This is a genomic window from Metabacillus mangrovi (assembly GCF_009711125.1).
Lineage (GTDB): Bacteria > Bacillota > Bacilli > Bacillales > Bacillaceae > Metabacillus_B > Metabacillus_B mangrovi.
On record NZ_WMIB01000015.1, the window covers coordinates 87,328 to 102,277 of the forward strand.

Annotated in this window: 12 protein-coding genes; 9 read left to right on the plus strand and 3 right to left on the minus strand. The window is 46.9% G+C overall.

The window, feature by feature from the left end:
- Positions 1–17 precede the first annotated feature (17 nt).
- The gene (locus GKZ89_RS14325) at positions 18–503 is read left to right on the plus strand and encodes a hypothetical protein (protein ID WP_155113085.1); all 486 of its coding nucleotides are present in this window, start codon (positions 18–20) and stop codon (positions 501–503) included.
- Positions 504–537: 34 nt separating this feature from the next.
- Here the strand turns inward: GKZ89_RS14325 and GKZ89_RS21060 are convergent, their stop codons facing one another.
- Positions 538–2,271: a hypothetical protein gene (locus GKZ89_RS21060; protein WP_194201634.1), complete on the minus strand. Its 1,734-nt coding sequence runs from the start codon at positions 2,269–2,271 to the stop codon at positions 538–540.
- Positions 2,272–2,784: 513 nt separating this feature from the next.
- Here GKZ89_RS21060 and pepF point away from each other — a divergent pair.
- Entirely contained in the window at positions 2,785–4,701 is a 1,917-nt protein-coding gene (pepF, locus tag GKZ89_RS14335; protein ID WP_155113086.1) for an oligoendopeptidase F, read from the plus strand.
- Between the two features lie 157 nt (positions 4,702–4,858).
- Here pepF and GKZ89_RS14340 read toward each other — a convergent pair whose 3' ends face one another.
- Together GKZ89_RS14340 and GKZ89_RS14345 are read right to left on the minus strand one after the other, a co-directional pair.
- The gene (locus tag GKZ89_RS14340; protein ID WP_155113087.1) at positions 4,859–5,188 is read right to left on the minus strand and encodes a helix-turn-helix domain-containing protein; all 330 of its coding nucleotides are present in this window, start codon (positions 5,186–5,188) and stop codon (positions 4,859–4,861) included.
- A gap of 272 nt (positions 5,189–5,460) precedes the next feature.
- Positions 5,461–6,738 (minus strand): GTPase, encoded by a 1,278-nt coding sequence (locus GKZ89_RS14345; protein ID WP_155113088.1) that lies wholly within the window; start codon positions 6,736–6,738, stop codon positions 5,461–5,463.
- A gap of 375 nt (positions 6,739–7,113) precedes the next feature.
- Between GKZ89_RS14345 and GKZ89_RS14350 the strand changes: the two genes are divergently transcribed.
- The 7 genes from GKZ89_RS14350 (at position 7,114) to GKZ89_RS14380 (ending at position 14,687) form a co-directional block, all read left to right on the plus strand.
- Positions 7,114–7,335, plus strand: a complete 222-nt coding sequence (locus tag GKZ89_RS14350; RefSeq protein ID WP_155113089.1) for a hypothetical protein — start codon at positions 7,114–7,116, stop codon at positions 7,333–7,335.
- Positions 7,336–7,486: 151 nt separating this feature from the next.
- On the plus strand, positions 7,487–8,410 hold the full coding sequence (locus GKZ89_RS14355) for a polysaccharide deacetylase family protein (RefSeq protein ID WP_155113090.1): 924 nt from the start codon (positions 7,487–7,489) through the stop codon (positions 8,408–8,410).
- Between the two features lie 16 nt (positions 8,411–8,426).
- Positions 8,427–9,212: a glycoside hydrolase family 16 protein gene (locus GKZ89_RS14360; protein ID WP_162356895.1), complete on the plus strand. Its 786-nt coding sequence runs from the start codon at positions 8,427–8,429 to the stop codon at positions 9,210–9,212.
- The gene (locus GKZ89_RS14365; RefSeq protein ID WP_155113092.1) at positions 9,209–10,591 is read left to right on the plus strand and encodes a glycosyltransferase; all 1,383 of its coding nucleotides are present in this window, start codon (positions 9,209–9,211) and stop codon (positions 10,589–10,591) included. The genes GKZ89_RS14360 and GKZ89_RS14365 overlap by 4 nt, the downstream gene beginning before the upstream one ends.
- A 276-nt stretch (positions 10,592–10,867) precedes the next feature.
- Complete coding sequence (locus GKZ89_RS14370; protein WP_155113093.1) at positions 10,868–11,863, plus strand: sugar-binding protein; 996 nt, start codon at positions 10,868–10,870, stop codon at positions 11,861–11,863.
- The gene (locus tag GKZ89_RS14375; RefSeq protein ID WP_155113094.1) at positions 11,860–13,284 is read left to right on the plus strand and encodes a sensor histidine kinase; all 1,425 of its coding nucleotides are present in this window, start codon (positions 11,860–11,862) and stop codon (positions 13,282–13,284) included. Before GKZ89_RS14370 ends, GKZ89_RS14375 begins: the two co-directional genes overlap by 4 nt.
- The gene (locus GKZ89_RS14380) at positions 13,281–14,687 is read left to right on the plus strand and encodes a response regulator (RefSeq protein WP_155113095.1); all 1,407 of its coding nucleotides are present in this window, start codon (positions 13,281–13,283) and stop codon (positions 14,685–14,687) included. The genes GKZ89_RS14375 and GKZ89_RS14380 overlap by 4 nt, the downstream gene beginning before the upstream one ends.
- Positions 14,688–14,950: the final 263 nt, after the last annotated feature.

A 14,950-nucleotide genomic window follows, 5' to 3' on the forward strand; every position in this document is an offset into this window, starting at 1 on the left:
TATGCAGGAGGGCTGTTTTGAAAAAAAGGATACTAAAGATCATGATGATCACTTTTTTCGGGATACTCATCCTGGGTGTACTTGGTTTGTTTTATATTTTCGCCGGCCAGGAATACGTCTATGCGAAAAACTATGCCGACCGGCTCTTGGACTATAAGGTACCTGAAAAAACAAAAGTCATCGAGCAGAATTTTGAATACGGGGTATTTTACGGAGGGGGACCATGGGGCAGCGGCGGGTATCCAACTGTAGCTGCATATCAGAAACTATTAACTGCCTTGAGCGAAAAAGAGATTTACACTCACTACAGCACGAATTCCTTTGAAATCTATTTTGAAGGGACAGAGGAACGGAAAAAGAACCGCGATAATCAAATCTGGTATGAAGGCTCGGTGAAGCGGGAAGAGGCACTGAGTTCGAAGGGGAATGAAGAAGAGCCCATTGAGGTAATCATCCAGTACAGAACCGAATTCAGCTATCCTTTTTTTATCGACTACAATTAAAAAAATCTTGGGGAGATCCCCCAAGATTTTTGGCTTAAATAAACCCGGTCTCTTTTATCGCTGCATTTACTTGACCGGCCAGATCCGTTTTGTACCGGCCATCCAGCCACTTTACCAGCATCTTCATCGTGCTGGCAAAATCCTTCAGCTGGGTCTTTGATGTGGTTTCGTAAAATGAGAACAGTTCCGTAGTGAAAACCTTGCTCCAGAACGCTTCGTCCAGTTCGCTCCAGCTGGTCAAGGACTTGCTTTCCAGAATATCCCGCAGATCAAAAAGGTTATTCCGGTATTTTCTCATCGTGTTTTCAGACTTTCCTTCAATTTTCTCTTTGAAGAAGGTCATCATATCCTTCGCGTAGAAATTCTCTACAGTATCAGGGCGGAAGCCAAGCAGCTGATACAGGGTAATTTCTTCTTGAGTATAATGAGGATCTGCCTCAGCCGGCGGTCCGTCTGAACGCTCCAGTGATGTAACCCGGTCCTTGCCTCCCGCAACGAACGGAGAAAAGGGCAGTCCGAGCTCGCGGCGGAGCGTATTGAAATCAGCGGTCCGGCCTTCGGTACTGAAATTACTGTAATACTGATACTCTGCTTCTTTCAGCCAAACATCCGCTTTTTCCTGCTCCCCATCTTCACAAAGCTCCCTTAAAGACTTATTGCCGAGCTTCGGGATTTTCAGATCAGCTGTCGTTCCCTGAACGGCCTGGGCGAACGGACCGAATGCTTCATTGCCATCCACTTCCGGGACAAACACTGTATTGACAGCTTCTGCTTGATAAGGAACCGTAATATCATTCTGCTGTTCCCCAATAAAGGCAAGGGAAGCACCTGTCTTTTTCATATGCTCCTTAAACCCTTCAGCATTTTCCTTCCCGATACACGTGTAAGTCAGAACTTGACCCCCAACCTTGAACTCCCCGTAAACAACTCCGGTATGCCCGATGCCTTCCATCTCACTGTCCCGGTAAACATGCCAGTCCCCAGTCCAGGAAACTACTTTCTCATGCTCATTCCAACTATCAAATACGAACTCCGGATGGCTTTTCAGATAGCTGAGAAGACCGTCCTCATTTTGAATCTGATACGTTAATTCAAAATGTTCGATGACGTGTGTCTGATCCCCGGGCTTCTCAGAATCCCGAAGCTGAGCTTCAACAATCTCAAAGTAATGACTTCTAAGAACTTCTGCACCCTCCTGATGATGCTCAGCCATCAGCTCCTGCACCTTCTGATACGCACGGTCGATCTTAGCAGGCCCTGAGAAAAACCTCACCCCGTGAAACAGATGCTGGCCATTAAACGGTTCAAGCATTCCAACTGTTCCATACCAAGGCAAGATCTTCGAAATGTTTTCCTCAGAGCGGGGAACATCAAACTGCTCCCCACTGATTAAGTCTGTAAACCTGCATGTATCCTCTGTATAATCCGTTGCCTGAACGAGCCGGGGCTCCATCTCTGTCCAAGTCTTGAGCATAGTTTGCTGCTCCTCATTCAGACGGCTGCCTTCTTCATTTAAAAACCACTCTGCACCTGTCAGGCCATTTTCTTGACGCTGAAGGAAAAAGAGAGAGTACGTCAGTAATCCATCGACCGCATCAGCCGGAATGGACGCATGTTTTTGCTTCAGCTCACGCACTTTCTCCTGCCATTCCATAAACCGAACTTTCTTATGGATAAAATCCGTTAACATCTGAACAAGCACAGCCCGCTGCTTATAGAAGCGCTCAAGCTTCGCCTCTCCAGCCAGAATGGTATCCTGCTTACCCATGCAGCACTTCTTATATTTTTTCCCGCTCCCGCACGGACACGGAGCGTTACGATTAATTGCCATTGTATTCACCTATCTGCAGTAATTTTTCTTTCTATAATAAGGTACCTGTATTCCGCGGAGAGGTCAAATGGAAGGAGGGGTATGGTTGGGTAATTCTTGCCCTATGCACAGAGCGCTGCACTGACCCCACATGCTTTAAAGCAACGGGGGAACAAGCAGAGAACGGTTAAACCCTTGGCAGTAGAGAATTAATCTGGAAGGGGGACGGAGGTTTAGTGCTTTAGCGAAAGTGGGGTCAGAGCGTTGCACTGACCCCACATGCTTTAAAGCAACAGGGGAACAAGCAGAGAACAGTTAAACCCTTGGCAGTAGAGAGTTAATCTGGAAGGGGGACGGAGGTTTAGTGCTTTAGCGAAAGTGGGGTCAGAGCACAACCGAGCACAACCCTGCCAACGAATAATCCCCCCATCTACAGCAAACCCTATTCATACATAAACTGGAGGTTTTCACATGAAGAAACCAATTGCCGCAATTATTTCTGCTGTTCTATTTGGGGGAATTGCTGCTGCTCCCTGCAATGTCCTTTCGGTTCCCGCTGCATCTGCTCAGGAGAAGGCAGCCAAACCAAATTATCAGAACCGTGCCCAAATTCCAGAGAAAGACAAATGGAATCTCCACGACCTGTACAAGTCTAAAGCAGCGTGGGAAGCAGATGTAAAAAAAGCGGAAGAGCTGTCAGCGGAGATAACAGCAAAGTACCAGGGGAAGCTCGATCAATCGGTTGATCAGATAGTCGGAGCATTACAGGATTATTCAACTCTTTCTGAGCTTTCGAGTAAAGCTTATGGGTATGCGAATCTTTCATTTGATGTAAACCAATCCAATCCAAAGAAACAGGCTTTATTGAACCGTGCAGAGAAGATGGCTGCAAAAATTGCGGCGGACACTTCCTGGCTGAACCCTGAAATCGTGAGCATCAAAACCGGGACGATGAAAAAGATTTTGCGCGATAAAAAGCTGGCTCCGTATAAATATGTACTTCAGGATATGCTCCGGACCAAATCCCATACACTGACGAAGCAGGAGGAAGAAGTGCTGGCAAGGCTTTCGCCATTGTCCGACACGGGAACAAATGTGTATGGCATGCTCGCCAAGGATGTAAAATTCCCGAAAATCAAAGATTCAAAAGGAAAAGAAATACAGCTGACCCGTTCGAATTACATCTCGTATGTGGAGAGCGGGGACCGCCTCGTAAGGAAGGGGGCTTATGAGGCGTACTACCGGACACTCGGTAAATTTCAGGATTCTTTTGCCCAGGCTCTGACCGCACAGGTGAAGAGCCATACGATCCACGCAGGGCTCCGGAATTACAAATCAGCACTGGAAGCAGCCGTTGTTCCGAACGATGTGCCGGCGAAGGTGTATGATCAGCTGATTTCCTCTGTGAACAAAGGTCTTCCCCTCCTGCACCGCTACATGGAGCTTAAGAAAAAGCTGCTGGGTGTAGATGAACTGCATATGTATGATATGTACACGCCGATTGTAGAAGCAGACCGTGCATACATCCCTTACGAGGACGCCAAAAAAATGGTGATGGATGGACTTAAGCCAATGGGGGATGACTATCTGAGCATTATGAACGAGGCATTTAAAAAACGCTGGATTGATGTGTACTCCACAGAAGATAAAGCAACCGGTGCCTATCAATGGGGTTCATATGGAAACCATCCGTTCGTGCTGCTGAATTATCAGGGGACAAAAGGCGATGTAGCAACGATTGCTCATGAGCTTGGTCATGCAGCCCACAATTACATGTCGGGCAAAAAACAAAACTACCTGAATGCCCATTATGCGATTTTCACTGCAGAAGTAGCTTCCACATTAAACGAAGCCCTTCTTTGGAACAGCGAGTACAAAAAAGCGGGGACAAAGAAAGAGAAACTGTATTTACTAAATCAGCGTCTCGAAAACTTCCGGACGACACTCTTCCGCCAGACGCAGTTTGCCGAATTTGAAAAGAAAATCCATGAGCTCGATCAAAAAGGCGAAGCGCTGACAGCGGAAACCTATAATAAGGTGTATGGGGAGATCAATCAGAAGTATTACGGAAAAGTGATGGCAGCAGATAAAGAAATTCCACTGGAATGGGCACGGATTCCCCACTTCTATAACTATAACTTTTATGTCTACCAGTACGCGACAAGCTTCGCCGCATCAACAGCACTCTCAAAGCAGATTGCTGACGAAGGAGCACCGGCTGTGAAGCGGATTAAAGACAACCTCCTCTCCGCTGGCGGATCCTCTGATCCCATCAGCATTTTAAAAAACGCAGGCGTGGATATGTCTTCTTCAGAGCCGGTTGATCAGGCCATGAAAGTATTTGAAGAAACACTGAATGAGATGGAAAAACTGGTGAACGAATCGTAACGGCATCCCGCGGGTCATTACTTTATTGTGGTGGCAATTTCCGCGAAATAACCTCGACAGCCGTCTTCCTAAGGGGAACGGGTAAAAGGAGAGGTATTACTGGTGCTTCCTTTTTAAAGAAAAAACAGTCTCGCTTATGTGCAGCAGACTGTTTTTTCTATTGTACGTTTTTATTTTTCCATTTATTAAATTCCAGAAATTCGCGGAACTGATCCTTCGTAACTCCGGAATTCATGGCTTCGTTTACAAGTGATGCCCATTCTCTGTCCAGATTGTCTGATTCCGTGTCGTCCTCTAAATCCATTAACGTATTAACCGGCTGGCCTAAAACAGCAGAGATCTTTTCCAGAAACAAAACAGATGGATTGGATTGAAGATTTCGTTCGATCGAACTTAAATACGATTTTGCTACTCCCGCTCTATTTGCCAGTTCCGTAATGGAAAGATTCCGCTGTATGCGATAGTGCCTGATTTTTTCTCCAATCATTTGCTTCATTCCCTTCTATAGTTCGATAATATCATATAACGAATGAAGTTTAGCGATAAAAAGAACAAATTCGACAAATATCGTTCGACAAATTTTGCGAAAGCCGGGAAAGTGGAGAACTTAAGGGTATAAAGAACTGCTTATTACATACTCTTAATAAATAAATACAGCTGAAAATGTATCAGGAACTAAAACGAATATTCCCATTTTCTTGCACCCGCAATTGCATCCTGGAGAAATGTAAAAAAAACCGGTCAATAGACCGGCCATACCTACTGTTTCACCGCGAGCTCCTCGATCTCATCTTTCTCCTTCCGCATCCGCACTTTCATTCCGGCTGAAAGCTTATCCATGATTTCGGTCGTGGAGTAGTCTTTGTAGCGGATTTCCTGGCGCAGGAATTCGGCGCATGTGTTGATGAAGGCGCTGGCGATTGCTTCGGTGACTTTGCGGTTGAAGGAGCCGGCGATGAGTCCGATGACAGGGGAGACGAGGAGGTTCGCTTTGCCGATGGATTTTCCGGCGAGCTTTGCAAGGGTGGAGGCACCTTCCTTCGTTGCCTGTTTTGTGCTGTATTTAAGTGCTGCTTTTCCAAGAGCGCGGCTGCCTTCCGCTGCAAAGAAAGGAAGCAGAATCGATTGCAGGAGCGGCCTTGCTTCCTTCGTGAATTTGAGGAAGTTCCGGTTGACCGGTATGCCCATGACGGTCATGATGTCACGTGCCATGTACAGGTAAACCGCGCTGCGGCCCATGACATCCATTCCGATTGGGAAAGCTTCAGCGGCATGGGCGAGATTTTTGTAGCTTACAGGGCTGCTGGAATCGAGCCGCTCCTGAATCAGCTTTTTTGCCGATTCAATTTTCCGTTCTACTTCAATTTTCTGGGCGGCGGTAAAGGCACGCTTCGTCGCTTCCGGAATCATCTCCAATGTCTTGTCGATAACGTCTGTCAGCCCGTGTGGAGGAATCCTCACCTCACCGAGCATCACCTTTTCTTTCGCCAGCACCCGGCAGATTGGGAGTTGGGGGAGTTCTTTTTTAATAAAGTGATAAAAGGATTCGTTTAAATCGAATGTTTGCGTCAGTACAATTACGACGGGCATATATTCGGAAAAACTGCGGATCCACTCGATCTCCGTATCTTCAAGCCGTCTGCTTTCGTTTGAAATGCAATACCACATGATGTGGAGATGATCGGCTGCGTTCTCTGAGGAGGCCCTTTCCTGAATCTCATCCACGATCTGCTGACGTGAAATTTCCCGCTGTTCAAGGTCCATCTCCATCCCTTTCGTGTCAAACAAATGGACGGGGGCTTCCGGAATGCGGTACTCGGTCAACGCCTGTGATACCGGCTTTCCGACCCCGGTTTCCGCTTCATCAAATCCGAAAATCGCATTGATCAGCGTGCTTTTTCCGACACCAGTTTTCCCCGACAGTACAATGTTCGGCATGATAAACTTCCGGTTGAACTCCTCATTCAGCGCACTAAGCTGTGTCTGCAGCCTTGAGAGTACTTCACTCCACTGGATTTCTTCATTGGTCTGGACCATGGTTTGTGCCCTCCCTTTTCAATTATTTACCTATACCCGGAAAAACTTATTTTCAATATAGGTTTTACGAAATAGGGGCAGATATGGTTTCAAAGTCTGATAATCCGTATAATAGAAGAAAACCATCTTGGAGGCACACTTTTATGTTCAATCTTTCCTTTTGGATGTGGTACCTGATTGCAGCTGTATGCGGAGGTCCCATCCTCTATCGATTTTTTGGGAATGACACGAATACGCTTCTGATTGCCAGCGGAATTTACTTTCTGATCGTATATATTGTTCTAAATCGCTGGAAGAATAAGAGGAAATAGGTTTAAAGTTTGAAGAAACGGGTATAATTCCTTCTACAGTTCCTTTAGAAGGGTAGAAAAGACTATGTTTAATTTTGACCGTACCGATTTTATTTCCTATTTAAAGCTAATCCGTACCGTTTCGTTCCTTGGACTGGCCGTGTTTTTCGGCTACTTCCTCGTACTGCAGCTTCAAAGCGGTTCTTCAAATTTTCAATATGTTTATGCGGGCTTTGCCTGCGCCGTTTCTGCAGCTGTTACAACGTATTTCATTGCGAAAATCGGCAGAACAGCAGCGCGCGGCTGATGGAAGGAGAGCACAGGGCTCTTCTTTTTTTTTGAATAGGGTATTCTCAATATAGAACGTTTCAGGTAAAATGGTGTTATAATTATGATAATTACCAGTTAAGGCTAATTTTTTTGCCTATATTGTTCTTTATAATGAATTGAGGTGTGATATGCAGAAGGTATTATTTGTTCTCGGATCGTGTCTTGCTGTGATTCTCTTTCTGCTGCCATACTGCTATGAACATGTGAAAGCAGCGTTGGAGCAGGAGCCGGTTTTAACCAGTGAGTCCGGAGACACGATCCATGATATTGCACAGCTTGCACCACCGAGGAATTTCCATCTGAAAGGGGACGATCGTGCAAAGAGTGTCCCGGTCCTCCTCTATCACAGAATACTGGCAAGCCATGAACTGGCACCAACTCATTATGGGGCAGACGGTACGTTGTCCAGCACCTTGATCACGGCAGATCAATTCAAGAAACAGATGAATTACCTTCAGGCCAATCACTATACAACCCTTTCCCTGTCTGAATTTAAAGCATTTATGATTTCAGGTGAACCAGTGCCTGAGAAGAGCGTGCTGATTACTTTTGACGACGGTCATAAGGACAACATGGTCCATGCATATCCCATCCTGAGGAAAAACGAACAGCGTGCCGCTCTTTTTTTAATAACGTCAGAGATTCGCAGAAGCAAGGAGGGGTATTACCCGGAAAAGGTTCAATTTGCAAGCGCTCCTGAACTTGAAACAGCTGCAGACGTTTTTGATTATGCCAGCCATACCCATGATTATCACCAGACGGATCAGCAGAATGCGGCATTTTTGGTCAGCCGGACAGAAAAAGAAATTGTAGAAGATTTGAATTACAGCATTGCCATGCTGGGAGGAGCAGAAGCGCTCGCATATCCTTATGGAGAAAAAGATAGGGAATCCGTACACGCTGCAAGGAAAGCCGGTTTTCAGCTTGGCTTTTCTGTAAATAGCGGCACAGCTGTGCCTGGTAAGAAGCTAATGGAAATTCCACGCAATGTCATACAAAGTACCACTTCAATGGAGGATTTTATCTATCTCATCGAGCAGAATTCCAAATAGAAGGAGGGGAGGATCCGTGAAAATTTTCCTGATTGCCTTATCAGCTGCTTTTTTGCTTGGATGTGCCAAACAGGAACGCATCCCGGTGAACGCACAAAAAAGCAGCGTTCAGGTGGAAAAGAAGCAAACCTCTCCGGACTATTGGCTTTCAAAAGAGAACTGGACAATCAGCGATCCGTTTACAGAACTGGACGAAAATCTTTGGAATGCAGTGAACCGGGAGGAAAATTACAACAATGAGCTGCAGGCGTATTCAAAGAGTCAGGCAAATACAGAAGATGGGAGGCTGTCTTTAACAGCAGAGAGGCATGGAACAGGATATCGCTCGGGCTTAATCGATACAAAGGGCAAAGTGTCCATCCATTATGGAACGATTGAATTCCGTGCAAAGCTTCCTCTCGGTAAAGGTTTTTTTCCGGCTGTGTGGCTGCTTCCTGCAGAAGATAAACCACTCCCTGAAATCGATATCCTGGAGTCGATCGGCGAACCGGAAGTCTTTATGGTTCAGCATTGGAGTGAAGGAGACGAGCTGAGGAGCCGCTATGACTCTTTAAACCTTTCCGAACCTGAAAGCTTCCATACCTACCGCCTGGAGTGGACGGAAGAGAAAGTGACCTGGAAGATCGACGGGAAGGTACGATTTGAATCCTATAAAAATATACCGGATGAACCAATGTACTTGACCTTGAATTTAGCTGTTGGAGGAGACTGGCCGGGGTCTCCGGACAGCTCTACCCCATTTCCTTCAGCATTCGTAATCGATTATGTAACCATTACTCAAACAGGAGGCAAACCGCAGTGACTATTCCTTTATATATGTACATCATCACTTTCTTCTGTGTCCTGTTTCCTTTCTACCATATGTTCAACGCCTATCTATCATCACGGAAAACGCCGTACTATATGAAAAATCCTCCATCAGCAGAAAAGGGAATCAGCATCCTGGTTCCCTGCTACAACGAAGAGTCAATCATTCAAACAGCTATTGAAGGAATGCTCGCCCTCGATTACAGCAATTATGAGGTACTTTTTATCAATGATGGCTCGAGTGATCTTACAATGGAGCGGCTGCATGAAGATCTGAAGCTGAAACCAGCTGCATTCGCCGCATCAGGTGTCCTGAAATTTAATCAGGTTAAAGCCTTTTACCAAGCAGCCAATACCAAAATCAAGGTGCTGGATAAAGTGAACGGTGGAAAGGCGGATGCTTTAAATGCAGGCATCTCCTACGCGGAACACAGCATTATTATCACCCTTGATGCAGACAGTCTATTAAAACCGGATTCATTAAAAATCATCAATGGTGCATTCGAAGATAAAAAAGTCATCGCAGCAGGTGGGATGGTGCATGTTCTTCAAGGGAGGAACCTGGCCCAGCCTGATCAGCCGGTCCGCCTCTCAAAAATGAAGCAAATCGTCCGATTTCAAACGCTCGAATATATTCGCGGCTTTTTTACCTACAAGGCATCCCTTGCCAAATCCGATGCACTATCCATCATTTCCGGTGCATTCGGCATCTTCAAAAAAGATGTGCTGCTTGATCTATACGGTTTTCGCAAAACGGTCGGAGAAGACATGGATATCACGTTAAAAGTGCAGCAATACCGGAAAAAGCATAGACGAAGAAAAGTCCTCTTCATTCCGGAAGCCATTTGCTATACAGAAGTACCCGAATCCTACAAAGACCTGTTCAAACAGAGGGTCCGCTGGCAAAAGGCGTTTACAGACTGCATGATGTATTACGGCAAAACGCTTTTTCCTACGGTTTTTAAAAAGAAGCTGTCCTTTTTTATTGTATTTGATGCACTATGCTCTGGAGTGCTGCTCTCGTTCTTCACTCTATTCTTTCTGGTCACCCAGATTTTCTTCTTTCCGATTGAACACACGTATCCTGCCCTGCTCTTTTTCCTTTCCGGCGCAGCAGGAAGCAACCTGCTTTATGCATTAATCTCACTGAAAATATCGACCCACTATCGAAATGCATTTTCCAACAGAGACATGGGCTACCTGGCATGGACGATCCTTGCCGACCTGCTCGTCTACCGGTTCTTCACGCTATTCTTCACCATTTACGGAACCATCGCCTATTTCGGCAAAAAAGACGGCTGGAATAAAGTCGCCCGGACAGGCAAAAAATACATCGTTTCCGAATCAGACGCTCTTCAAAAGGCGGATGTGTAGAAGTGTGGGGTTCTTGTTCTTTATAAAGAATATAAGAAGATTGCTGTTGCTCTGACCCCTCCTGCTTTAAAGCACCGGGGGAACAAGCAGCGGTCCTCCAAACCCTTGTCCGCTTAGCGTTCCTGCAGCAGGGGGACGGAGGTTTAGTGCTTTAGCGAATGTGGGGTCAGAGCAGCCCCCCAGCCTCCCAAAAGACCATCCTCCTAATTTTCATCTTCCCAACCTCCTCCAAATCTCCTACAATAGAAATAAAACGCTTACAAGGAGATTTCAGCGATGGCGGTCCTCAAACGGATTCTCTATGTTTCTGCTATTCTTATTTTTTTGATCACGGCCGGAATGACGGTTTATTTTGGGAAAGAGACGTTTCATGTGACCTCGGCGGCAGCGGATCCTTCTGAGCAGAAGAAGAGCCATTTTGTGCTGATTCCTGAGGAGCTCGATAACGATTACTGGGAGCTTGTGAAGGACGGCGCTATGGAGATGGCCGATCACAACGGAGTCATTTTAGAGTATCTCGGACCGAAGCAGGCCAATGTGGAGGAGCACCTCCGGACCATCGATATGGCGATTGCAGGAAAGGTCGATGGACTGATGACTCAGGGGATCGAAAACGAGGAATTCACCAAACTCCTGAACAAGGCGGTGGATAAGGGGATTCCCGTTATTACAATTGATACAGATGCACCGGAAAGCGACCGGGAAGTGTATGTCGGAACGGATAATTATTATGCAGGACAACTGGCAGGAAAAGCATTGATCCGTGATACAAAGGGTCCTCAGACAGTCGGCATCATTACAGGCCGTTTTGAAGCATCCAATCAAAAACTCAGGGTACAGGGATTTTTGGATGCCATTAAAGGAGAATCCAGGATCCGCGTAGCCTCTGTGAAAGAGTCGGATATTACAAGAGCGGGAGCCGTAAATGCTGCCCTGAAGTTTTATCAGGAGGTACCGGACATTACAGCTTTTTACGGAACGAGTGCCCTCGATGCGATCGGGATCGCCCAGCTCACCGAGTATTTGAAAAAGGACGTCTGCATTATCGGTTTCGATACACTTCCTGAAACCATCCGCTACATCGAGAAGGGGACCATCCGGGCAACGATTGTGCAATATCCGTATGAGATGGGAGCGAAAGGAGTGGAAACCCTTCTGAATATGCAAAAAGGAGAGAAGCAGAAGGCGATTCAGCATACCGGAACAAAAGTGATCCGGAAAACGGATCTTCCGCTGATTCCCATTAAACCGGAAGGAGCTGCAGTCGAATGAAATCGATTCGCAGCAAGCTTCTCATCTACTTTGCCGCCTTTGCCGCCCTGTTCAACATTGTGACGTTTTCCATCTACTTTAGCAGCAGCCGCATCGTCTCTGAATACCATCAAAGCTTTCAGGGATTCCTGCTTTTTAATGAAATATCACAGCAGGCAAATTCCATTTATGAAAAAATGAACGGGTTCGTTGTAGAAAAAGACGGCCGTTTTGTAAGGGATTATGAGATTTTGAGAAAGGATTTTCAGGAAAACCAGGAGCGTCTTCAGCAGGAAAAACCAGAGGGTGTTGGGGAAACGCAGCTTTATAAATACAAAAATATGATGGAAAGCCTAATCACAGAAAGCGATGAGACAGCAGATGATGTGAAATCAAATGAGATTGAGAAATCTCTATCGCATTTGAGGGAGGTTCGGAATATTTCCTCTTATCTGCAGGAGTCGACATTAACGCTGCTCAATATGGAACTGACGGAGTACCGTGCTTTTTATCAGGATATGGAGAAACGCAACCAGGCCTTCCAGTGGTTCACGATTAGTCTTTTCACGTCCACCTTGCTGCTTGCCCTGTTGCTTGCCCTCTTCTTTTCGACAGGAGTTACACGGCCGATCCGCCGCCTTTCGGATGCCGCGAAGGAGATAGCCTCCGGCAGATTTGAGGGTCCGGCCATCGGAGTGAAATCAAAGGACGAAATCAGTGTGCTCGGTGAATCCTTCAACCATATGAAGGATAATCTCAAAAGATTGATTGCAGAAATGGAGGAAAAGTCCGAGCTCGACCAGCTGCTGAAGGAGCTTGAACTGAAGCATCTGCAGAACCAGATCAACCCTCATTTCTTATTTAACACATTGAACACGATTGCCAGGATGGCATACCTGGAAGATGCGGCAGTCACATCAAGGCTGATCGAATCGGTATCCCGCCTGTTGCGCTACAGTCTTGGAGATTTAAATAAAACAGTCACCTTGTCTGAAGAAGCAAGCATCGTTCAGGAATATTTTTATATCCAAAAGACACGGTTTGCCGACCGGATCACCTTCCGAACAGAAATTGAAGAAAACTGCCTGGACCGTCTGATTCCAAGCCTCACCCTTCAGCCTCTTGTTGAAAACGCCTTCATTCATGGCGTTGAAAACAGGGAATCCGGCGGTGAAATCGTTCTGAAGATTTATTCAGAAAAAGGGATGCCGGTGATTGAGATCATCGATAACGGAGAAGGGATGACAGCAGAACAGGTACAGCGGATTTTTCAGCAGCCCGAGCATACGCATGAGATCAGCAGCGGACATTCAACCGGCATCGGGCTCAGAAATGTGATCAGGCGACTCGAGCTTTACTACAAACGGAAGGACGTGATGCAGATTGAATCGGCTGAAGGAAAAGGAACGACCATCCGCATTACATTGGGGGAAACAGCATGAGACTGGTCATTGTTGATGATGAAATGATCGAGAGAAAAGCGATGCGCAAATTTGTGGAAGAAAGCATGACCGGCTTCGAGGTGGCCGGTGAAGCAGCAAACGGCCGGCTCGCCGTAGAAATGGCCGCTGAGCTGAAACCGGATCTCATGCTGATGGATATTAAAATGCCGGGCATGAACGGACTTGAAGCCATCCGGAAAATCCGCGAGATACAGCCCGACATCCGCTTTATTATGGTTTCTGCGTACGATTCCTTCGATTATGCAAAGGAAGCCATGAAGGAAGGCGTAAAAGAGTACATCTTAAAGCCTGGGAAAAAAGAAGAGACCATCGAAGCACTGTACCGGCTGAAAAAGGAAATCGAAGGCGAACGGAGCGCAGCAGCCGGTAAGGAAGAAGCCGCCAACCTCATGAAGCAGCATCTGGCGGAAAAATCAGCCCAAAACCAGCTCTCACAGCAGGAACTCGAACACTTTCAACAGCTCTTTCCGAATGCAAAGGGAGGCTTCTTCCTCGTCCTCTCCGGGTGCACCGCAGCCGAGCTGCAGCCGCTTCTTGAACGCCATGCATCCATGCCGTATGTATTTTATCCGAAAAGCGAAAACCGCTTTGCGGTCCTCCTGCTTTCTGAAAACCAGGAGGAATCAGCGGTTAGAACGGAGGCCCTCCGGCTGGCCCGGACGATTACACTTGCCGTGAAGGAAAGCCGGGCCGGTGTTGGATATCCGGCAGGAACTTTGGCGAAGCTCGGAAAATCTTATCAGGAAGCCTATCGCGCTTGGGAATCCATTACTCCCGGTGCAGCAGCCTACCGCTTTTTCCGGGAATCCGCTGTCCCGCCTGCCGGAGAGGACCAGGAAAAACTGCGCCTATCCATTCTCAACGGAAACACAGAAGAGGCCCTTCTCCTATACAGCCGCTTATCAGAAGATCCACTGTTAATAAAGGAGTGGCTGTCCGCCGCTAAATACGACCTGGAAAAAAGGGGAATAGACGTACAGCACATTTCGGTCCTGAACGCAGACGACCTGAAGGAAACAATCCGAATGCTTTGCGAAAAAGTACAATGGACCCAAAGTGAACAGGAAGTTGCTGCCCGTGCCATTCAATACATGAAAGCCCGCTTCACCGAGCCCATCACACTTGAAGAAACAGCCGAACAAACAAAACTCAGCCCCACCTACTTCACAAAAGTATTCAAAGAACAAACCGGCCAAACCTTTATTGACTACCTGACCAGTCTTAGAATGGAACGCGCCAAAGAACTTCTCGCCAACCAGGACCTAAGCCTGAAACAAATCGCCTACGCTGCCGGCTACCGCGACCCCAATTACTTCAGCCGCGTCTTCCGAAAGGTCACCGGCCAGTCACCGAAGCAGTATCGGAAGAAGGGAGCAGGGTGAAGGGGAGGGTTTGGGGACAGAATGTTTGGAAAAGTAAACATCCACATTCGGGCGGGGTCAGTCCCGCTGTGCTTCACCGCAGCGGGGGACAGAGAAGTAAATCCGCAATCCTTTGGTATGTAAGGGTTGGACAGAGGTGGTGCCAGAGCTTTAGTATGGCAGAGAAAGCGGGGACTGGCACCGGGACAGTCCCCACATCCTTTAAAGCAGCAGGGGACAGAGGAACAGCGCTGCAATCCCTTATGTGCCAAGGGCTAAGAAAA